This window comes from Opitutus sp. sgz309028 (assembly GCF_059821195.1).
In genome coordinates, this window is the sequence record NZ_JCAMRR010000001.1 from 663450 (window position 1) to 682955 (window position 19506).

Annotated in this window: 19 protein-coding genes and 1 pseudogene; 1 reads left to right on the plus strand and 19 read right to left on the minus strand. The window is 65.4% G+C overall.

From position 1 onward, the window contains the following. Nucleotides 1-205 precede the first annotated feature (205 nt). Nucleotides 206-1816: pseudogene (locus AC6RV7_RS02430) on the minus strand (methyl-accepting chemotaxis protein); the annotation flags it as partial. Between the two features lie 45 nt (nt 1817-1861). Then, the gene (locus AC6RV7_RS02435; protein WP_500092308.1) at nt 1862-2212 is read right to left on the minus strand and encodes an energy transducer TonB; all 351 of its coding nucleotides are present in this window, start codon (nt 2210-2212) and stop codon (nt 1862-1864) included. Nucleotides 2213-2442: 230 nt separating this feature from the next. Here AC6RV7_RS02435 and AC6RV7_RS02440 point away from each other — a divergent pair, with 230 nt between their 5' ends. Then, a complete protein-coding gene (locus tag AC6RV7_RS02440; protein ID WP_500092309.1) occupies nt 2443-6477 on the plus strand; it encodes a PAS domain-containing hybrid sensor histidine kinase/response regulator in 4035 nt (1344 codons plus the stop codon). Between the two features lie 62 nt (nt 6478-6539). Here the strand turns inward: AC6RV7_RS02440 and AC6RV7_RS02445 are convergent, their stop codons facing one another. From AC6RV7_RS02445 to AC6RV7_RS02525, 17 genes are all read right to left on the minus strand, one after another. Next, nucleotides 6540-7418, minus strand: a complete 879-nt coding sequence (locus AC6RV7_RS02445) for a flagellin (RefSeq protein ID WP_500092310.1) — start codon at nt 7416-7418, stop codon at nt 6540-6542. A 316-nt stretch (nt 7419-7734) separates the two neighbouring features. Beyond that, entirely contained in the window at nt 7735-8022 is a 288-nt protein-coding gene (csrA, locus tag AC6RV7_RS02450) for a carbon storage regulator CsrA (protein ID WP_500092311.1), read from the minus strand. Between the two features lie 12 nt (nt 8023-8034). Continuing rightward, entirely contained in the window at nt 8035-8505 is a 471-nt protein-coding gene (gene fliW, locus AC6RV7_RS02455; protein ID WP_500092312.1) for a flagellar assembly protein FliW, read from the minus strand. A gap of 44 nt (nt 8506-8549) precedes the next feature. After that, entirely contained in the window at nt 8550-9446 is an 897-nt protein-coding gene (gene flgL / locus AC6RV7_RS02460) for a flagellar hook-associated protein FlgL (RefSeq protein ID WP_500092313.1), read from the minus strand. A gap of 20 nt (nt 9447-9466) precedes the next feature. Continuing rightward, the gene (flgK, locus tag AC6RV7_RS02465) at nt 9467-10900 is read right to left on the minus strand and encodes a flagellar hook-associated protein FlgK (protein WP_500092314.1); all 1434 of its coding nucleotides are present in this window, start codon (nt 10898-10900) and stop codon (nt 9467-9469) included. Nucleotides 10901-10940: 40 nt separating this feature from the next. Next, nucleotides 10941-11432, minus strand: a complete 492-nt coding sequence (locus AC6RV7_RS02470) for a flagellar protein FlgN (RefSeq protein ID WP_500092315.1) — start codon at nt 11430-11432, stop codon at nt 10941-10943. A gap of 15 nt (nt 11433-11447) precedes the next feature. Continuing rightward, nucleotides 11448-11816, minus strand: a complete 369-nt coding sequence (locus AC6RV7_RS02475) for a hypothetical protein (RefSeq protein WP_500092316.1) — start codon at nt 11814-11816, stop codon at nt 11448-11450. Between the two features lie 4 nt (nt 11817-11820). Further along, nucleotides 11821-12954 carry a flagellar basal body P-ring protein FlgI gene (locus AC6RV7_RS02480; protein ID WP_500092317.1) on the minus strand — a complete coding sequence of 378 codons (1134 nt, stop codon included), beginning with the start codon at nt 12952-12954 and terminating at the stop codon, nt 11821-11823. Nucleotides 12955-12995: 41 nt separating this feature from the next. Further along, nucleotides 12996-13610 (minus strand): flagellar basal body L-ring protein FlgH, encoded by a 615-nt coding sequence (locus AC6RV7_RS02485; protein ID WP_500092318.1) that lies wholly within the window; start codon nt 13608-13610, stop codon nt 12996-12998. Between the two features lie 8 nt (nt 13611-13618). Further along, a complete protein-coding gene (gene flgA, locus AC6RV7_RS02490) occupies nt 13619-14341 on the minus strand; it encodes a flagellar basal body P-ring formation chaperone FlgA (protein ID WP_500092319.1) in 723 nt (240 codons plus the stop codon). 3 nt (nt 14342-14344) lie between these two features. Further along, on the minus strand, nt 14345-15130 hold the full coding sequence (gene flgG / locus AC6RV7_RS02495; protein ID WP_500092320.1) for a flagellar basal-body rod protein FlgG: 786 nt from the start codon (nt 15128-15130) through the stop codon (nt 14345-14347). A gap of 190 nt (nt 15131-15320) precedes the next feature. Continuing rightward, on the minus strand, nt 15321-16070 hold the full coding sequence (locus tag AC6RV7_RS02500) for a flagellar hook-basal body protein (protein ID WP_500092321.1): 750 nt from the start codon (nt 16068-16070) through the stop codon (nt 15321-15323). 211 nt (nt 16071-16281) lie between these two features. Continuing rightward, nucleotides 16282-16527 (minus strand): hypothetical protein, encoded by a 246-nt coding sequence (locus AC6RV7_RS02505; protein ID WP_500092322.1) that lies wholly within the window; start codon nt 16525-16527, stop codon nt 16282-16284. Continuing rightward, entirely contained in the window at nt 16524-17333 is an 810-nt protein-coding gene (locus tag AC6RV7_RS02510) for a flagellar motor protein MotB (protein ID WP_500092323.1), read from the minus strand. Before AC6RV7_RS02510 ends, AC6RV7_RS02505 begins: the two co-directional genes overlap by 4 nt. A gap of 110 nt (nt 17334-17443) precedes the next feature. After that, entirely contained in the window at nt 17444-18307 is an 864-nt protein-coding gene (locus tag AC6RV7_RS02515; RefSeq protein ID WP_500092324.1) for a motility-associated protein, read from the minus strand. A 127-nt stretch (nt 18308-18434) separates the two neighbouring features. Beyond that, nucleotides 18435-19229: a sigma-70 family RNA polymerase sigma factor gene (locus AC6RV7_RS02520; protein WP_500092325.1), complete on the minus strand. Its 795-nt coding sequence runs from the start codon at nt 19227-19229 to the stop codon at nt 18435-18437. 12 nt (nt 19230-19241) lie between these two features. Further along, nucleotides 19242-19487 (minus strand): hypothetical protein, encoded by a 246-nt coding sequence (locus tag AC6RV7_RS02525; protein WP_500092326.1) that lies wholly within the window; start codon nt 19485-19487, stop codon nt 19242-19244. Between the last annotated feature and the right edge of the window lie 19 nt (nt 19488-19506).

Sequence of the window (19506 nt, forward strand, 5' to 3'; positions counted from 1 at the left end):
TTTTGTTCTTCTTTTTGGACGCCGCGTCGTCGGAGCCGCTCGCCATCCGCATCAGTTCGGCGACGGCGAGGCGGACCTGCTCGGCCTGGGACTTGAGCTCCTCGGCGGAAGCGGAGGATTCCTCCGCCAGAGCGGCGTTGTCCTGGGTGATCTTGTCCATGCTGGCGACGGCCGTGTTGAGCTGGCCGATGCCTTCGCTTTGTTCGTGCGAGGATTGCGCGATCTCGGCGATGCGTTCGTCGAGCTGGCGGGTTTTCTCGACGATGGCGGCGAGATTGGCGGCCATCTTTTCGCTGATGCGGGCGCCCTGCTCGCTCTTTTCGGTCGAGGCGGAAATCTTGTCGGCGGTTTCCTTGGCGGCGCCGGCGCAGCGCTGCGCGAGGTTGCGGACTTCATCGGCGACGACCGCGAAACCGAGACCGGCCTCGCCGGCGCGGGCGGCTTCGACGGCGGCGTTCAGCGCGAGGATGTTCGTCTGAAACGCGATCTCGTCGATGGTCTTGATGATCTTCGAGATTTCGGTGCTGGAGCCCTTGATCGCCGCCATCGCGGTCTTCATCTGCTCCATCTCGATCGCTCCGGCATCGGCGGTCTGGCGCGCCTGGTTCGCGAGGGTTTTCGCGTTCTGCGCGTTGTCCGAGTTGCGCGTCGTCATGCTCGCCATCTCGTGGAGCGAGGAACTGGTTTCCTCGAGCGAGGCGGCCTGCTCCGAGGCGCCGCTGGCCATCGACTGGCTCGCCTGCGAAACCTGCATCGCCGCGGAGGCGGTTTTGTCGGATTCGCTCGCCAGGCGGGCGGCGACGGCGGTGATGCGGCGGGTGACGCCACGGGTGATCAACCAGGCGGCGACCGCGCCAAGCGCGAGGCCGACGGCGGTCACGGTGAACACGACCTTTTCGTTGCGGTGCTGTTCGGCGTTGGTGCGCTCCTCGAGCTCGTTCTGGTAAGTGTGCACCGAGTCCTTCACCCGGACCAGCGCCGCGGTGAACTCGGGTGCGACGCGATTGATGCGCTCCTGGAGGATCTTGGCGCGGGCCTGCTGGCCGGAAACCACTTGATCGAGTCCGCCGCTGAACGTCACCGCGGTCTGCTGGAGTTGAGCGAGGAGGGCGTTCTTGGCCTCGTCCTTGAGGGAGGCGTCGAGCTTTTCCATTTCGAGCTGATCCTTCTGCATGCGCTGGATCTGCTCGACCGTGACGGCCAGCGCTTCGCGGGCGGCAGTGGCCTTGGTCAGGTCGGAGGTGAGCAGGAACGCGTTCACGAGGCTGGTGCACTCGAAGAACGCCTTCAGGCCGTTGGAAATCTGGAAGGCCGCGTTCATGTCGCCCTGCGTTCTCGCCTGCGCGAGCATCTCCTGCAGGCCGTCGGCGATCGTCTTCGAGTCAGGGTCGAGCACGTCGCGCTCGATGGCCTTGCGGGCCTTGTGATTCGCCACGAGGGCGGCGAAGGCCTGGTGATACGTCTCGAGCAGTTCACGGCCCTTGGCCACCTGAGCGGCGCGCGTGGGTTCGACGATCAACTTCGCGGCGCCGGCGAGGCTGGCGTCGAGTTCCTTGCGGGCGGTTTCGCAGGCGGCGATACTCTCGTCGGAACCGGTGGCGAGAAACTCGTTCACCTGCAGCTTGAGCGTCTGCATCGACGACTCGAGCGTGGCCGCGGCGTAGGTTTCCTGCGCGCTGCTGGCGAACAGTGCCAGCCGGCGACCCGCGACGCCCAACGCCGAGTAGGCGATGACCGCAATCACGATGAGGAGCGCGAACAGGAGGCCGAAGCCCAGCGTGATTTTCTTTCCGATGGTGAGATTGGCAAAGGACATGATGCGTCGGGGTAGTAGGTGAAACGACAGGCGGCCGGACCGGGATCAGCTCTCCTCGGCGACGAACTTGATCGGGATCGTGACCTGCATGGACACCGCTTCGCCGTCCTGCTTGGCCGGCTTGAACTTCCACTTCTTCAGCGCCTCGGTCGCGAACTTGTCGAAGGCCTCGTTGCTGGACTTCGCCACGCTGACCTCGGCCACGTTGCCCTGGTCGTCGATGGTGACCTTCACCATCACGATGCCGGACACGCCTTGGTTCTTGAGCTCGCGGGGATACTCGGGCGCCACCGTGCGGACGGGCACCGGCGGTTCACGGCCGGCCGCGAGCAACGCGGGAGCGACGATCGCGCCGGAAAGAGCAATCAGGGAGATGAGGACTTTCGGTAGTTTCATGTAGGAAAAGGCAGGTGGTCGGTTTCGGAATCGTCACGAACAGCTCAAACTTAAGCACCCGGATGCACACCTTCCGGGGCGGGAAGGGACTGGGCAGACTCCATTTCGTCACATGCCTGCGAAACTAAAGCCTCTGAAAACCGGGGTGAGTCCCTCAGATTCGGCTGCGGCGCCATTGCGTTCGACCCGTCAAATCCCCACGCTCCCCTCTCCACTTCTCCCTTCCTTGAATGCCGCTTGAAGAAAAATTGCGCCGGGCGTCCGGCCCCGCCGCGTGGGTTCTCCTGGTTCTTTCGTTCGCGCGCTTCTCCGTCGCGGCCTTCACGGGTGGCCACGCCGCTCTCGCCAGTTCGGTCGTGCTCATGCTGCTGGCGGCCGCGTTATGGCTGCACCACACGGACCGGTTTCCGCGCACCGCTTTGGCCACCGCCGTCGGCGCCACGGCGCTGGCCGTGCTGTTGCTGGCCAGGGATGCCCTGGCGGGGGCGGTGCGGTTCGACAGCCTGTTTTTCCGCACCCCGGTCGATCTCTCCGACGGGCGACCGCAACCGCTCCTGCCCCTCGATACGTCCGTGCTCTTCATCGCCGCCGGCTGCGCGCTGGCGACCTTCGGCCGCCGCATGAAACGGACGCGCCGCGGCGTCTCGACCTGGCTAACGATCTCGGTGCTCGCGCTCGCCGCGGCCAGCCTGCTGATGCACCTGCTGCAGGGTGCGACGCCCTACGCGCGACCAGTGCAGGTCGGCCGGTTCGACTCGTTCGCATTGGTGGTCCTGAGCGCCGGCATTCTCCTGCTGCGACCCGACAGCCGGTCGCTGCGCCTGCTGGTCGCCCGCTCCGCCACCGGCGCGCTGGCCCGGCGCCTGTTCTACGGCGTCACCCTCCTCCCGGCCTGCCTGATCGCCGTGACACTGGTGGCGATGAACTACTCGTTCATCGATCCGCACTACGCGCCGGTTTTCCTCCTTTCGGCACTGGTCGTGGTCGGTTTCGTGCACGCGATGCTGTCCGCCGAGACCGCCGTCGCTCTCGACGAACGTCGCAAGGCCGCCGAGAGCGAACAGGCGCGCCTCAACGCGGTGCTCGAGCAACAGGCCGCGCGCCTGCAGGAACTCGTCGCGCGCCGCACCAACGAACTGCGCACGCTCAGCGTCAACCTCCGCACCACCACGCGCGAAAACGCGCAGCTCGGCCTCGTCGCGCGCAACACCACCAACGGCGTCGTGATCACCGACGCCCACGGCCGGCTCGAATGGGCCAACACCGCCTTCGAACGCATGACCGGCTACACCCTCGCGGAGGTGAAAGGCCGCAAGCCGGGGCATTTCCTCCAGGGGCCCGACACCGATCCCGCGAGCGTGGCTCAACTCCGCCGCGCGATTCAGGCCGGCGAGCGCTGCTACGTCGAAATTCTCAACTACACCAAGAGCCGCCACCCGTATTGGCTGATCGTGGACATGGAGCCGGTGCACGACGCCGCCGGCAAACTCGTCAACTGGATCGCCATCCAGACTGACGTCACCGCCCATCGTCTCGCCGAACAACACCTGCGGGTCCTCAACGAACGCCTGCAACTCGCCACCCAATCTGCCGCCCTCGGCGTCTGGGAATGGGATGCCGCCACGCAGAAGCACACCTGGGACGAGCGCACGCACGCGATCCACGGCCTCGCCGTTGGCGAGTTCGACGGCACGTTCGAGGCGTGGCTCAAGTGTCTCCACCCCGATGACCAGCCGCTCGCCCAGGGTCGTTTCGAACTGGTCCTCGCCGGCGGCAATTTCTACGACCAGGAATTCCGCGTCGTCGTGCCCGGCGACCAGGGCGTGCGCCACGTCGAGTCGCGCGCGATCGTGCAGCGCGACGCGCAGGGCAAACTCCTGCGCATCACCGGCACGAGTCGCGACGTCACGGCCGAGCGCGAGAAGGAAGAGCGGCTCCGCACCCTCACCGATCGCTGGCAGCTGGCATTGCGCGCCTCGCGCTATGGCGTCTGGGACTGGGACCCGGCAACCGGCCACCTAATCTGGGATGACCGCCTCTTCGAAATCTACGGAGTCGATCGCACCGCCTTCCCCGGCACGCACCAAGGCTGGCTCGACTTGCTTCATCCCGAGGACCGCCCTCGCGCCGAGGCGGTCGAGCAGGAGGCGCTGCACTTCGGCCGCGAGGAGTTCGACAACGAATTTCGCATCGTCCTGGCGGACGGCTTCGTGCGCTACATCGAGATGCACGCCTACATCCGCCGCGACGAACAGGGCCAGGCCGTCCGGGTCGTCGGCATGGACCGCGACGTCACCGCCGAGAAGCAGACGCTCGAGGCCCTGCGCATGGCGGAGGAGCGGTGGCAGCTCGCGATCGAGGGCACCAACGACGGCGTCTGGGACTGGAACATCCCCACCGGCATCACTTATCACGACCAGCGCTGGTCACAGATGCTTGGATACGATGTCGGCGAGATTCCCGATACGATCGAAAGCTGGAACAGCCTCATCCATCCCGACGATCTGCCCGCCTGCCTGAGCGCCACCGACGATCACTTCGCCCGCCGCACCCCGCTCTACCACCACGAGTATCGGATGCGCACGAAGCAGGGCGACTGGAAGTGGATCCTCGACCGCGGCAAGGTCGTGACCCGCGACGCGCAGGGCCGTCCGATCCGCATGGTCGGCATGCACACCGACGTGACCGCCCGCAAGAACCTCGAGCAGAAGCTCCACCAATTCGAGCAGCTCGCCACGCAAGTCAGCGAGCTGGCGCAGATCGGCGGCTGGGAACTCGATCTCGACACGATGCAGCTGGCCTGGTCCGTCCAGGTGCGGCGCATCCACGAGGTGCAGCCCGGCTACCGCCCGACCGTCCATTCCTCGATCGAGTTCTTCGCTCCCGAAGCCCGCGACATCGTTTCCACGGCGATGAAAGCGGCGATGACCCACGGCCGGCACTATGACCTCGAACTCCCGCTCATCACCGCGACCGGACGCCGGATCTGGGTGCGCGCCCTCACCCGCGCCGAGATGCGCGACCACAAACCCGTCCGCCTGATCGGCGCCCTGCAGGACATCAGCAGCCGCCGCGACAGCGAGGAAGCCCGCCGCAAACTCGAGTTCCAGCTCTTCCAGGCGCAGAAAATGGAAACGCTCGGCACGCTCGCCGGCGGCATCGCCCACGATTTCAACAACCTCCTCACCGGCATCATGGGCTATCAGGAGCTCGTGGCCGACGTGCTCGGCGACAACACGACCGCCCACGATTATCTCGCGCAGGCGCGCGGCGCCAGCATCCGGGCGCGGGAACTGGTCGAGCAAATCCTCACCTTCGGCCGCCATTCGCAGGACGACCAGCACACGTCGCTCGACATCGCGCTCGTCATCGAGGAAGCGCGTCGCCTGCTGCGCGCCACCATCCCGGCGACGATCGCGATCGAGACGCACATCTCGCCCGAGTGCGGTCCCGTGCTCGGCGACGCGACGCAGATTCACCAGGTCATCCTGAATCTCGGCTCCAACGCCGCTCACGCCATGAGCGTGAAGGGCGGCGTGCTCTCGATCACCTTGGCGCCGGTCGACCAGAACGGCCCCCGCAGCGCCACCCTCGCGACCCTGCCGTCCGGCGATTACCTGCGGCTGACGGTGAGCGACACCGGCCACGGCATGGACGAATCCACGCTGCAGCGCATCTTCGATCCGTTCTTCACGACCAAGGAAGTGCGGGAAGGCACGGGCCTCGGCCTTGCGGTCGTGCACGGCATCGTCCGCGCGCACCGCGGCGCCATCGACGTCGAGAGCAGCATGGGCGTCGGGTCGACGTTCCACATCTACCTGCCGACAGCCGCGAAAGACGCCGAGCCGGACGGCGGCGCGACGATGCAGTCGCCGCGCGGCAACGGGGAAATGATCTTCATCGTCGACGACGAGGATACCGTCGCGAGCTTCACGAAGTTCGCGCTCGAGAACAAAGGCTACCGCGCCGCGACGATCGACACCGCGCCGCAATGCCTCGAGGCGTTGCGCGCCGATCCGCACGCGTGCGCGGTGTTGATCACCGACCAGACCATGCCCGGGATGACCGGCACCGAGCTGGCGGGCAAGCTGCGCGAGTTTGCGCCCGATCTGCCGATCATCGTCATGTCGGGTTACTTCCTGAAAATCCCGCCGCAGGAGATCGCGCAGATCGGCCACGTCGAACTCCTGGGCAAACCCTTCACGACCGACGAGCTCGCGTGGATGGTGCACCGGGTCCTGCACCCGGAAACGCCCCGGGAGTAAAAAAACAAACGGGGCGGAATTATCCGCCCCGTTGATCGTTATCTGAACGCCGCGTCGCGGCCTCAGCTCTGCAGGAGCTTCAGCACCGACTGCGGGCTCTGGTTCGCCTGCGCCAGCATCGCCGTGCCCGATTGCACGAGGATGTTGTATTTGGCGTATTGCGTGGACTCCTTCGCGACATCGACATCGCGAATGCGTGAAATCGCCGACGCGAGATTCTCGTATTCGACCGACAGCGTCGTCGATGCCAGCTCGAGCCGCGATTGCGAAGCGCCGAGTTTGGCGCGCTCGGTGGCAACCTGCTGGATTGCGTCGGTGATGTTCTCGATCGCATCCGAATCCGTGATACCGAGCGAGTAGACGCCGGAGGAATCCTGCGTGATGATGTCGGCCATCGCGCCGGTGCGGAGATTGGACTCCTTGATGGTCATGTCCTGCCCGACCGCCTGACCGATCGTCACGGTGTGGCCGGCACTGTTCGAGCCGAAGAGGGAAATGCCGTTAAACGCGCCGAGCGGAGTGTCGATCGCGGTCGTGCCGCCGATTTCGCTGGTCGGACCGCCGATCGTCGCACGCAGCTGATCCTGCAGCGCGCTGAACTCCTGCTGGTAAAGATCGATGTCGGTGCTGTTCTTCGTGACGTCCTTCGCCAGGATCGCGAGTTCGCTCATGCGCGACAGAATCTTCGTCATGCCGCTCATGAAACCGTCCGCCGTCTGGATGTAGGAGATGGCGTTCTGGACGTTCGTCGAGGCGGCCTGCACCCGGCGATTCTGCGCGTCGAGCTTCTCCGACACCGCGAGACCCGCCGCATCGTCGGACGGGTTCACGATCTTCGAACCGGACGAGAGCCGCGTCAGCGAACGTCCCAGCATTTCCTGACTGGCATTGAGTGAACGCGCGGCGGCGATGGCTTGGATGTTGGTGTTGATGACGCTCACGGCGGTATGGGCTTGCGGTTATCGATGAAGAGGAAGCGGGGTTAACGAAGTGCCGCCCTCATGTGCAAGCCGCGTGCCAGGTATGTAAGTCACCGTTTTATAGCTTTTTGCATCGAATCAACCGATCCCAGGCAAAACTTGCCCCAAACGCGAAGGCAGGAAATTCCCTGCCGAAGGCGGCGCGTGTCGGACGGGCTTTTCCTCCCCGCGTCCGCAACCGTGCCCTGTCAGAAACACTGTCCACCTGCGGTCCTCCCCGACCGCAGTCTCCGAAGGTCGTCGCAGTGCGACCGGCCTTCCCTCCCCCTGCCCTACTTCAAAGCTTGGTCGCCAGCGCGTTTTCCGAACCGTTCTGGGTCGGCGCCGGCGCGGGTTTCTTTTTGGCCAGCGGCAGCGTCGGCAGCGAACCTTGTCGCGGCGCGTGGACGACGGCGGCTTGATTGCTGGCGGCGATGTCGCTCAAGACTTCCTTGCGGAAGATGGGCACATCCCGGGGAGCGGCGATGCCGATCTTGACGAAATCCCCCTCGATCCGGGTGATCCGGATCTCGATGGCATCGCCAATGACGATCGCCTCATTAACTTTTCGAGAAAGGACGAGCATGGCGGGAGGTTTTCAAGCGGTCTGAGCGAAAGCCGGCTCGCGGGAATGGTCAATCAGAGGATGATGCGCGCTGTAACGCGCGTAATTCGAAATCACCAGCTGCCGGCCGGTGCGCGTCCGGCGGTTCACGATGAGCGGGCCGACGAGGTTGATCGAGGCGTCGGCGGGCTGGTTGTTGCGGAGGGTGACGATGTTGAGCAGCATCGCATCCGCGGCGCTCTCGATCCCGAGCTGCTCGGCATCTTCGTCGAAGATCTCCGGCTCGTAGCCCGGGACGAAGTTGCCCGGCTCCATCACGACGAAGTGCACGGGATCCAGGTTTTCGGGTCCGCACAACCGGAGCCAGAGGAACGGAAGATTGTCGGGCAGGTAAAGCAGCTCGGCCCGCTTGTAGGCCGAGAAGCCGATGATGCCGTGGGGCAGAAGGATCTCGTTGATCGCAGTCTGGCCGAAATCGAGCGGGGTGAGGTCGAGGACTTTCATGGAGGAAGGTGCGGTTGCGAAAAGATGCGGAAGGCGCCGGGTTTTCAGCGGAGATAATCGAGAATGGTGAGGTTCATGATCTTGGTCGCGGAAGCCAGGGCCGCCTCGTAGGCGGTCTGCGTCTGGCTGAGCTTCACGATCGTCGACGGCAGATCGGCGGCCGACTCCGCGGAGATGGAAGATTCGAGACTGGTGGCGCGATCGGCCTGCTGCGATTGGGCGGCTTCGATGCGCGTCTGCACACCGCCGTTGTCGGCCATCGCGCCGATGATCGCATCCTCCGCCGCCGTCAGGGCCGGCTGCACCCCGCGGACCGCATCGGTGTTGCCAGCGGTCAGCGCATCGCGGAGGGCCACGAGCCCCGAAATGAAATCGGCGAGACCGGTGTTCGTTGCCGCCGAGGTGTAGGGCGAGACGCTGCTCGCCTCCGACAGCGGGATCGAGGTCTGCTCGGTGTTGCCGACAAAAGTGACCGACGCGATTTTTCCGTCGGCGTCGCGCGTGATGGAAAACGGCGGCGCGTCGACGGCGGTGCCGCCATAAATGTAATCGCCGGCCTGCTTCGTGTTCGCGAGCTGCACCGCTTGTTCGAGCAACTGGTCGACCTCGGTCGCGTAAGTCTTCATCGCATCCGGGCTGAGGGCGCCGGTGCCGAGGGTGGCGAGTTCGCTGGCGCGATCCGACACCTTCTTGAGGCCCTGCAGGCCGGAATACGACGTCTGCGCCAGCGCCATGGCGCGATCGGCGTTGCGCACGTATTGGGCGAGTTGACGCTGCTCGCTCTGCAGATTGAGCACGCGACCGATCGCGGCGGGATCGTCCTCCGGCTGCGTGATGCGGCGCCCGCTGGAGACCTGCAACTGCAGCTTCGCCTGATCCGTCGTGAGCTGCTGGATCTGACGGAGCATCGAATCCGAAACCGAATTGGAGGCGACTCTCATGGTGAACGAAGGTTTCCGCGTTAGCGGGCGAGTTGGTTGACCACGAGGTCGAGCAGGTTGTCGATCGTGGTGAAGACGCGCGACGAGGCCTGAAACGCGCGCTGGTATTTGATCAAGTCGGCCATCTCCTCGTCGAGTGACACGCCGCTCACCGCATCGCGTTGCGAACGCACGAGGTTCTCGATGCTGGACTGATCCGTCACGCGCGAGTTCACGCCCGAGAGCGCCTGGCCGAGGCCGCTGACGGCTCCGGAATAAAAACCACCCAGCGAGCCATCGATCAGATCCGGCGGCGCTCCGCTGGTGCTGAAGCGTTTGGTCCCGAGTTGCGCGATCGCCAGCGCAACGGAGTTGTCGCCCGCGGCGCCGCCATCGCTCGCTTTCAGATTGGACGCCGTCAACCCCGCCGCCAGCGCCAGGGCGCCCGCGCTCGTGCCTGCGGCGTCGAAGAAATCGCCCGTGGTGCCTGTCGGATTGTAGGCGTCGTTCACGGACGTCACCAGCTGGTTGACGAGAAGATCGAGCTTGTCGCGGAGTTCCTGGATCGCGCCGGTTCGGGCGCTGATCGATCCGCCGATCGCGCCGGAGCTGACGGCGAGCGCCGTCGCGGGCGTTCCGGCGGTGACGGACGGCGGCGTGGTGGAGCCGTCGAACACGAGCGGGCCGGTGGCCGTCGCGCCGGTGACGAGGATGACCGGATTGCCGCCGGTGTCCTTGGTCGTGATTTCCAGCGTGCCGTCGGCGTTGGCGACGGTCTCGATGGGCAGCTTGGCCGCGAGCTTCTCGAGCGAAGCCTGGCGCTGGTCGCGCAGGTCGACGGCGGAGCCGGGGTTGTTGATCTCGAAGCGGGCGATCTGGCCGTTCAGGTCGGCGATCGTCTGCAGCAGCACGTTGGCCTCGCCGGCGTCCGTCGCCGCCTGCGCGTCGAGGTCGGACTGCACCTGGGCGAGGCGTGTATCCGCGAGATTGATGCGATCGGTGAGCAGGCTGGCGGTCTGCAACAGGCTCTGGCGCTGGCCGGGGTCGGTCGGATTGCCCGCGAAGCTCTGGAAGGCGTTGAAGAAATCGTCGAGCGCCGCGGCGATGCCGGTGTCGGACGTGCTGCTCGACGTGCCGGCGCTGCGGCTGGTGCTGGAGATGTCCTGGCCGAGCGCGGCCTGCGCGCGCTGATAGCCGCTTTGCTGCGCGTGATAATAGGCGGTCAGCGCCGACTCGCGCACGACTTGGCGGTCGAGCAGCGCGTCGCGCAGCTGCTGCACCCCCAGCGCCTCCAGGCCGAGGCTTTGCGCGCCGGTCGGAGTGACCACGGTGCCGCGATCGCCATAAATCACCCGCTGGCGCGCATACGAGCTGTTGCTGATGTTGGCCAGATTCTTGCCCGCGATCTCAATCGAACGGCTGTGCGCGTTGAGCGCATTGACCGAGGAGTGGAGGCTGCCGAAGAGGCCGGACATGGGCTTGGGATTTGAGATCTGAAATTTGCGCGCGCAGCGCTCAGCCCGCGGCGCGCAGCGAGGGCGTCGCGTGGGTGCCTGCCACGGAGACCCGGCCGGACGCGCCGTAAGTCTTCGTGAAGGATTCGGGGCGCAGTTGCCGGAGCGTTTCCTGGTGGAGCTCGAGCGTGCGCGAGAGCAGCGCGTGATTGTGCCGGCTGGTGCGGCGCACGCGGTGCAGGAGGACGTTGATCTCGTTGATCAGGGCTTCGAGCAGCGGGCGGGCGTCGGCCTCGAGCTGCGGGAGCAGCGAGCGGAGCGTCGAGCTGGCCGGCAGGCCGAAGCTGCGAGCGAGCGTGGCCACGTCCTGCTCACGACGCTGGCGGCAATCGTTGAGGATGTGTGCCTGATCCTCGATCGCGCCGCCGAGGCGGAGCACGGCGTCGGGATCGCGTTTGAAAAGGCTTTCCTGCTGCTGCTCGAAAAGGCGCAGCAGCTCTCCGTATTCGGTCAATTCCTGCCGAAGCGAGTCGGCGATCGCGTGCCAATTCATGAAAGAGAAAGCGGGTTATTCCTGGGGTTGGTCCGCCGCCGGCCGCGTGGGCTGGCGGGGCGTCAATTGCTGTTCGAGCAGGCGGCTCAGCCCTAGGCCGCCGCCGCGCGTGAGCTGGGTCGCAAACGAATCCGTCATCAAATCGCCGTAGATGCTGCCGGCCGCGCCTTCGTCGCCGAGCATCGACGTCATCGTCGGTTTCAGCAGCTGCCGCACGAGGATGGCCTCGAACTGGGCGGCGACTTCCTTGCGCTGCACCTCCGCCGGCGCGTTGCGCAGGGCCGCGCCGGTCAGTGGGGCGGCGCGCAGGCGCGGGCTCGCGGCGAGATCGGCGACGCGGTCGACGGCGGCGGGCGTGGTGGCGTTGAGGGGAACGACGTTCATGCGCTCAATTGATCACGAGTTCGGCCTGCAGCGCGCCGGAGCGTTTCAGGCTTTGGAAAATGGCCATCATCTCGCGGGTCGACACGCCGAGCGCATTGAGCGCCGCCGCGAGGCGTTCGATCGTCGGCGGTTCGTTGAGGACGGTGAAGCCGCCCTTCACTTCGTTCACGTCGGTCTGCGTGCTCGGCACCGCAACGGTCTGGCCGCCGGAAAACGCGTTCGGCTGGCTGACACCGACGTTGGAGCTGACCGTGATGGTGAGCGAGCCGAGGGCGATCGCGACCTGCGAAAGGCGCACGGTCGACGTGGCGACGATCGTGCCGGTGCGCTCGTTGATCACGACACGCGCCAGGGTGTCGGGCACCACTTCGATCGTGCCCAGATCGGCGATGAACGAGACGTCCTGACCGTGATAATTCTCGGGCAGGGCCACGTTCACGGTGGCGGCGTCGAGCGCACTCGCGGCCGCCGGCCAGCGCGCGTTGATCGCGTCCGCCATCCGCGCGGCGGACGTGAAATCCGGATTGTGCAGCAACAGACGGAGCTGGTTGTCGCGCACGAAGGTCGAAGGGATCTCGCGTTCGACGATCGCGCCATTGCTGATGACGCCGACCGTCGGATGGTTTTTCTGCACCGTCGCGCCGCCCGCGCCACCGGCGCCGCCGAAAAAGCCGCCGATCGCAACCGGGCCCTGCGCGACGGCGTAGACGCGGCCATCGGCGCCAAGCAGCGGCGTCTGCAGCAGCACGCCGCCCTGCAGCGATTTCGCGTCGCCCATCGAGGCGACGTTCACGTCGATGCGCGCGCCGGGTTTGAGAAAGGCGCCGATGTCGGCGGTGATCATGACCGCGGCGGCGTTCTTCGCCTTGATGTCCGTCGAGTTCACCGTGAGCCCGTAGCGTTGGAGGATGTTGGCCACGCTGCGCAGCGTCGTCGCCGCATTGCTGTCGCCGTCGCCCGCCAGACCGACCACCAGACCGTAGCCCACGATCTGATTGTCGCGGCCGCCCTCGAGCATGGTGAGATCCTTCACGCGCGAGGCGTGGGCCGAAACGCTGAAAAGCAGAAACGCCGAAAGACTGAACAGAAGCCGGCCGATCAAACGGGCGGGCGCAAGGAATGTCAGCCTGGCTTTCATTTCTGGTTTCAGCTTTTCCGTTTTGCGGCTTCTCGGCGTTTTCAGAACGGACGCAGTTTTTCGTAAAGCTTCGAGAACCAGCCGCGCTTCTGCGCATCCGTCAGCTGGCCTTCGCTGTAGAATTCGACGCGGGCATCGGCGATGTTGGAGGACGCGACGGTGTTGTCGCGCGTCACGTCGTCGATGCGCACGAGTCCGTGCAGGACGACGTATTGGGTTTCGCCGGAAAACGTGACCACGCGCACGCCCTGGATCACGAGATTGCCGTTGGGCAGCGTGTCGGTGACGAGGACCGCGGCGCGCGCCGAGAGGCTTTGGGAATTGGAAACATCGCCGCCGCCGGCGTAGCTCGACTGGCCGCCGAGCTTGAGTCCGGGCAACCCGCCGCGATGCGTGAGCGCGCGGCTGTTGGCGAACAGGAATTGCTCGACGGAATCGTTGAGGTTCGCGTCGCGCGAGGACTTCTTGCTCTGCGAACTCTGCGCGACCGCCGACTCGCTGACGATGATCGTGAGGATGTCGCCCGCGCGGGCCGCCTTGCGATCCGCGACCATCGACCGCTCGCCGGCGCCGTTGACCGGCCACAGGGAACCGTTGGCGCCGAACGCCGGAGCGGCGGCGAGGAGGAAAAGCGGGAGCAGGAGGCGGGGATTCACCGGAAAAATCAGAAGCGGACCTGGACGCGGTTTTCGGCGACGACCATGGCAGCGAAATCCTTCCGCGACTCGGGATTGCGCACGGTGACGGTTTCGCCCTGGGCGCCGTTTTCCATCGCGAGCGCCTTCATGGTGATGAGGAGTTGTCCTTCCACGGCGGATACCTCGACGAGCTCGCCCTTCTTCACGAGCGGCCGGCGCTGGAGGTCGCGCCAGGTCAGGAGGCGGCCGGCAGCGATGGCGCGGGTCATCGCATACGAACGATCGCCGACGACCGCGGGCAGTGCATCGCGCTCGCGGAACAGATCGACGCGGCGCACCTCGAGGACCGACGGATCGAAAGTCTCGCCGCTCGCGAGCGGCTGGCGGGCGGCCCAGACATCGCGCCACAGCGCAGCGCGCAACACCAGCGACCACTCGGCGGCGGGTTGCGCATCGGCGAGGACGCGGCAGCGCACGAGCATCGAAGGCGACGCGACCGACGGATACTCGACGATCTCGAGGGTCCACAGGTTCGCCAGCCGCGCGGGCGGCTCCCACGGCCGGAGGAAGTCGAGCTGCAGGTCGCCTTCGAGATTGAAGTGCGACGCCAGCGCCCGCGTGAGCTCGCCGATCACGCGCTCGCGGGTGAGCGGCGTGCTCGTGACCTCGAGCGGCGCGAGCGCCGGAGCCGCGTCGGCGGCGAAGGCGCGGGCGAAAACGAAGCAGGAAAGCAGCAGGAGGATTCGCATGGATCAGCGCTTCATTTGCGCGACGTTCTGGAGCATTTCGTCCGACGTCTGGATCGATTTGGAATTAATCTCATAGGCCCGCTGGGCGACGATGAGGGCGACCATTTCCTCGACGATGTTCACATTAGAACCCTCGATGTAGCCCTGCATGATGCTGCCGAAACCGAGCTCGCTCGGCTGGCCGATCTCCGGCGTGCCGCTGGCGGGCGTTTCCTCGTAAAGATTGCCGCCCATGCTGCGCAGGCCGGAAGGATTGGCGAAACGCGTGAGCGTCAGGCGGAAGGTGGTGCTGCCGTTCGGCGTCTGCACGGTCACCTGTCCGTTTTCGGCGATGCTCACTGCCGTCGCGCCCGGCGGAATCGGTTGGAAACCGCTGAGCACCGGGAGGCCGTCGGTGGTGACGACCTGGCCCTGAGCGTTGAGCTTGAACGTGCCGTCGCGTGTGTAGGCGATCGTGCCGTCGACGCGCTGCACTTCGAAGAAGCCGTCGCCCTGGATCGCGACGTCGAGTTCCTCGCCGGTCGAAGTGATCTGGCCCTGCGTGAAAACCTTCGATGTCGAGGAAACGCGCGAACCGTTGCCGACCTCGATGCCGGTGGGGACGAGGTTGCCGCCGCCGGAATCGGTGCCCGAGGCGCGCGTGGGTTTCTGGTAAAGGAGGTCCTGAAACTCGATCTTGCTGCGCTTGAACCCGGGCGTGTTCACGTTCGCGAGATTGTTCGCGATCGTGTTGAGGTTGAGCTGCTGGGCCTCCATGCCCGTGGCCGCGGAGTAGAGGGAGAGGTTCATAGGCGGAAGAGCTGAGAGCCGGAGGCCCAGAGCCCAGAGCCTGACGGCCCGAGCTCTCGGCTCTGGGCTCTCAGCTCTTGGCTGGAAAAAGGGGCCGGCCCGCCCCCATTGCGGGCTCGGCCATGCAGTCGTGATTGCGGTTGTCTGTCTGGGGAAATCATGTGCGTGGGGTCGCAGCGTTCCTCGCCGCTCAGCCGAGCGCCTCGAGCGCCTTCTGCGCCTGCTTGTCGAACTCGTTGATCATTTTCTGATTCGCCTCGTAGGCGCGGGAAATCAGCACGAGGTCGACCATCTCACGCAGCGGCGTGACGTTGCTGCCTTCGAGATAACCCTGCAGCAGTTCGGGTTCGTCGACGGCTTCGGGGGTGACACCTTCGGGCGCGACAAAATAGCCGCCCGAGATCGGCATCAGCGCGGCGTTGTCGGGAAAACGCTGCACGGAGATGCGCCCGAGCTGCGTCTCGCCCTGGAAAACCGCTCCGTCCTGATTGATCGAAATCGCCCCGCCGTTCGGCACGAGCACGATGGGCGCGCCCGCGGTGCTGAGGAGTTCGTCGCCTGCGGACGTCACGATCGTGCGATCGGCCCGCATGCGAAACTCGCCGCTGCGGGTATAGACGTGGGACCCGTCGGGCCGCTGCACCTCGAAATACCCCTCGCCCTGGATCGCGACGTCGAGCTCACGCCGCGTCGGCTGCGTCTCGCCAAAGGTGAAATTGATGCCGGCATTGACCTTCGGGAACAGCGTCGCGATGCCGCCTTCGTGACCGACCGGCCGGCGCGGATCGGACTGCAGTTCGCCGGCCGTCTGCGTGGAGAAATTCACCGTGCGCTTCCGATAACCCGTGACCTGGCTCGACGTGATGTTCTGCGCCACGGCATCCTGCCACCGCTCGAGGGCGGACAGCGAAGAGGCGCTTTGATACAGGCCGATATTCATGGGCGCTGACAGAGAGCAAAGCCGGTGCCAAGATCACAACTAACTCTTTACCAGTCATTTGTGAGATATGGCGCCCCGTTTGGAAAAACTTGCCGTGGCCGGCCGGGCAGGAATTGCCGCTGATGGTGCTGGCTCCCGCTCCGGCAGAGCGCGCCAACAAAAAGGCCGGGCTGAAGCAGCCCGGCCGGACATCAACGACGATGAAGGCGCATCAGGTCCCTGGATACAGGCACTCGATCTCGATGCGTTCGCCGCAGCTGCAAAGCACCACGAGACGGACGACCTTGTCGCCTTCCTTGACCACCTCCACGGTCGGGCCGGTGCCTTCGCACTTCGGACCGGCGGGCGGGCGGGGGGTCGCGGCCGCAGCGGAGCCGATCGCCGTGCGCGGCGGCGCGGCCACGGCGCGCAGCGGAGGAACGGAGAGGGTTTTCTTGCCTTGGAGAAAGGAGTTCATGACGGGGGAACGGGTTGGGCGGCACGCGCCGCTTCGTCGACGGTCACGTTGGCCGTTTCGCGCGGCTTGGCGGAGAGTGTAAGGCTGAGGGTGATACGTTGGTTGGACTCGGCGTCGGCATCGTGTCCGTCGAGGGGTTTTGTGTCGGCGTAGCCGGTGACGCGCTCGATCAGCGTCGGCGCCACTGCGTAGTGCACGAGCTCGCGGCGGGCGGCGTTGGCGCGATCGGCGGACAGCTCCCAGGGTGTGTAATCCACACGGTCGAAGCTCAGGTGCGCCTTCGTGTGCCCGTCGATCGTGACCCGGAAGTGATGGCGGTCGATCGTCCACGACAGGTTCTGGAGGACAAAGGTGCCCCACTCCGTGAACTCGGCGGTGTTGCCGCGAAAGAGCGGGCGTTTGGCGCGATCGAACAGCGTGACGCGGAGGCCGTCCGTGGTGACTTGGATATCGATCGGCTTGTCCTCGAGGTTCTGGTCAAGATGAAGCAGGCGATAGAAGTCGGCGGCGACGGTGTTGAGGAACGTCATCTCGATCTGCTTTTTCTTCACGTCCTCTTTCTCGGTGCCCTCGTTCTCGCCCTTGCTCTGGTTGGCCTTGTCACTGTTGAACGGCAGCACGCCTGAGGTCGCATCGACCGGCGAGCGGAAGGGGTTTTGAAAATACTGCGAGGTGGCGATCAGGATTTTCTGATCCTGCGCGGAAATCCACAGCACCATGAACAGCGCCATCATAGCGGTGACGAAATCCGCGTAAGCCACCTTCCACGCCCCGCCGTGATGCGCCGCTGCTTTTTTCTTAGCCATGGGTCAGGTGAGCCGAGAGCCCAGAGCTGAGCGCCCAGAGCGTCCAGACGAGCAAGCAGGCAGGCCGATCGATGGATCGGCTCCGGGCTCTGGACTCTGGGCTCTTGGCTTCATTTCACCGGCGGCAGCGCTTTCAGTGCGGCTTCCAGTTCCACCGCGCCGGGCTGCACGGAACTGTCGAGGGAACGACGGGCGATTTCGACCGCGGTCAGCGGCGCGAGGCCTTTGGCGAATCCGGCCACTGCCTGCATGATGCACCGCAGGCAGAGGAGATCGGAGGCATTGTTGAACTTGATGCGGTTCGCCACGGGATTGATGAAGCCGTAGGCGAAGAAAATCCCGAGCAGCGTGCCGGTGAGCGCCGCGGCGACTTTCTCGCCGACCTTCTCCGGACCTTCGGCGATCGCGGCCATCGTGTTGATGATACCGAGCACCGCGGCGACGATACCGATGCCGGGCAGCGAATCTCCGACCAGCTGGAGGATGTGCACCGGATGATTCCACTCCTCCTCCTTCGCATCGATTTCCGCGGTCATCAGCTCCTCGAGCTGGTCCGGCTTGATCTTGCCGTCGATGACGGGCTTCAGGCCGTTGACGAGGAACTCGAGCCGCTCCGGATGCTGCAGCAACGACGGGTAGCGTTGGAAAATCGAGCTCTTCTCCGGCTCCATGACGTGCTCCTCGAGGGCGATCAGGCCGTTGCGACGACCGACCATGAAGATCTCGTAGAGCAGCTTCAACATGTCGAAAAACTCCGCCTTGCTCGCGCTCTTGCCGGTGATGCAGGCCTTCACCTTGTGCACGATGTCCCTCAACACGTGCCCCGGGCTCGCGATGATCAACACCCCGAGCGCGACGCCGCCGATCACCACGAACTCGGAAACGTGGAGCAACACCAGCGGCGAACCGCCCGCGAGCATGAACCCGCCGAGCGTCGACACGAAAACGATGAAAGCTCCGATGAGAATCAGCATGGCTGGCGAACGCCCCGAAGCCGCGCGTCCAGGCGGACCGCCAGGCGATGCTCACGCGGCCCACGTCCCCGCAAACGCGACATCGGGCGGCTTCCTGGAACCGAATAGCTGAACTTTGCCGGCTTCGTCACCGGTTGCGGACGCGTTGCAGGTAGCCGCGCAGGCCTAGAATGGTTTGAGCGTGGATCTGGCAAATGCGGGACTCCGTCAGGCCGAAGACCGCGGCGATCTCGGCGAGACGCATGTTTTCGAAATAATACATGGCGAGGATCTTCTTCGGTATATCGGGCAGTTCCGTCATCCGTTGAGTGAGAAGCTCGAGCAACTCGCGTTTCTCCATGTTTTCGCGGCCCGTGACGTCGGTCTCGTCCGCCAGCAACTCGTGCAGCGAGGCGCCCTCGCCTTCTTCGCCGTCGCTGCGATGATCGATCGCGAGGAACGTCACCGGACGCGCGTCCTCGACCCACTTGGCGTAATCCTTCTGCGATAGCCCGAGCGCCGCGCATACTTCCGCGTCGGTCGCCGCCCGGCCGAGCTTCTGCTCCACCTCGATGATCGTCTCCTTCAACTTGCGCGAACGCGCGCGGGCGCGACGCGGGCACCAGTCCATGCGGCGCAGCTCGTCGAGGATTGCGCCGCGAATCCGCATCGCCGCGTAGCTCGCGAACGTGCAGCCCTGCTCCGGATCGAATTTCCGCACCGCCGCGATCAGGCCGGTGACGCCCACACTGTAGAGATCGTCCGCGTCGATGTGCGTCGGCAGGTTGAGTTTGATGCGGTCGACGACATTGCGCACCAGATACAAGTGGCGCTCGATGAGGTCCTTCTCGTCGACGGCACTCGGCGAAACACCCTGATAGGCGCGCCAGACGGTTTTCGGAGCAGCATCCATGCTGGGGGTGGCGGTCGCGGGGGAGTCCATGAGTGAAGCGGGTTACTTTTGCTTGGATGGTTGCGGAGCCGCCGCGGCCGCGGCGGAGGCGGCGGCGTGGCGGTCGAGAATGGTTTCGCGGATACCGCGCACCAGCACGGTCCAGAACCAGCGGAAGAGCAGCGCGCCGACGAGACAGCCGACCGCGGCGTCGAAGAAGATGCGGTCGGCCGTGCGCTCGGCGAGATAGCCGGCGATCCCGGCGCAGAGGAACCCGGCGACTCCGCCGGCGAGAAAGACAAATTTCATGGACGCGAAAAAGGTTGGG

What these genes read in the sequence shown, in the direction of transcription:
- flgG (WP_500092320.1), bottom strand. Translation starts at nt 15,130, where the DNA reads ATGAACCTCTCCCTCTACTCCGCGGCCACGGGCATGGAGGCCCAGCAG.
- fliW (WP_500092312.1), bottom strand. Translation starts at nt 8,505, where the DNA reads ATGAAAGTCCTCGACCTCACCCCGCTCGATTTCGGCCAGACTGCGATC.
- AC6RV7_RS02520 (WP_500092325.1), bottom strand. Translation starts at nt 19,229, where the DNA reads ATGGACTCCCCCGCGACCGCCACCCCCAGCATGGATGCTGCTCCGAAA.
- AC6RV7_RS02435 (WP_500092308.1), bottom strand. Translation starts at nt 2,212, where the DNA reads ATGAAACTACCGAAAGTCCTCATCTCCCTGATTGCTCTTTCCGGCGCG.
- AC6RV7_RS02470 (WP_500092315.1), bottom strand. Translation starts at nt 11,432, where the DNA reads ATGAATTGGCACGCGATCGCCGACTCGCTTCGGCAGGAATTGACCGAA.
- AC6RV7_RS02505 (WP_500092322.1), bottom strand. Translation starts at nt 16,527, where the DNA reads ATGAACTCCTTTCTCCAAGGCAAGAAAACCCTCTCCGTTCCTCCGCTG.
- AC6RV7_RS02500 (WP_500092321.1), bottom strand. Translation starts at nt 16,070, where the DNA reads ATGAATATCGGCCTGTATCAAAGCGCCTCTTCGCTGTCCGCCCTCGAG.
- AC6RV7_RS02480 (WP_500092317.1), bottom strand. Translation starts at nt 12,954, where the DNA reads ATGAAAGCCAGGCTGACATTCCTTGCGCCCGCCCGTTTGATCGGCCGG.
- AC6RV7_RS02525 (WP_500092326.1), bottom strand. Translation starts at nt 19,487, where the DNA reads ATGAAATTTGTCTTTCTCGCCGGCGGAGTCGCCGGGTTCCTCTGCGCC.
- AC6RV7_RS02515 (WP_500092324.1), bottom strand. Translation starts at nt 18,307, where the DNA reads ATGCTGATTCTCATCGGAGCTTTCATCGTTTTCGTGTCGACGCTCGGC.
- flgA (WP_500092319.1), bottom strand. Translation starts at nt 14,341, where the DNA reads ATGCGAATCCTCCTGCTGCTTTCCTGCTTCGTTTTCGCCCGCGCCTTC.
- AC6RV7_RS02475 (WP_500092316.1), bottom strand. Translation starts at nt 11,816, where the DNA reads ATGAACGTCGTTCCCCTCAACGCCACCACGCCCGCCGCCGTCGACCGC.
- flgL (WP_500092313.1), bottom strand. Translation starts at nt 9,446, where the DNA reads ATGAGAGTCGCCTCCAATTCGGTTTCGGATTCGATGCTCCGTCAGATC.
- csrA (WP_500092311.1), bottom strand. Translation starts at nt 8,022, where the DNA reads ATGCTCGTCCTTTCTCGAAAAGTTAATGAGGCGATCGTCATTGGCGAT.
- flgK (WP_500092314.1), bottom strand. Translation starts at nt 10,900, where the DNA reads ATGTCCGGCCTCTTCGGCAGCCTCCACTCCTCGGTCAATGCGCTCAAC.
- AC6RV7_RS02440 (WP_500092309.1), top strand. Translation starts at nt 2,443, where the DNA reads ATGCCGCTTGAAGAAAAATTGCGCCGGGCGTCCGGCCCCGCCGCGTGG.
- AC6RV7_RS02510 (WP_500092323.1), bottom strand. Translation starts at nt 17,333, where the DNA reads ATGGCTAAGAAAAAAGCAGCGGCGCATCACGGCGGGGCGTGGAAGGTG.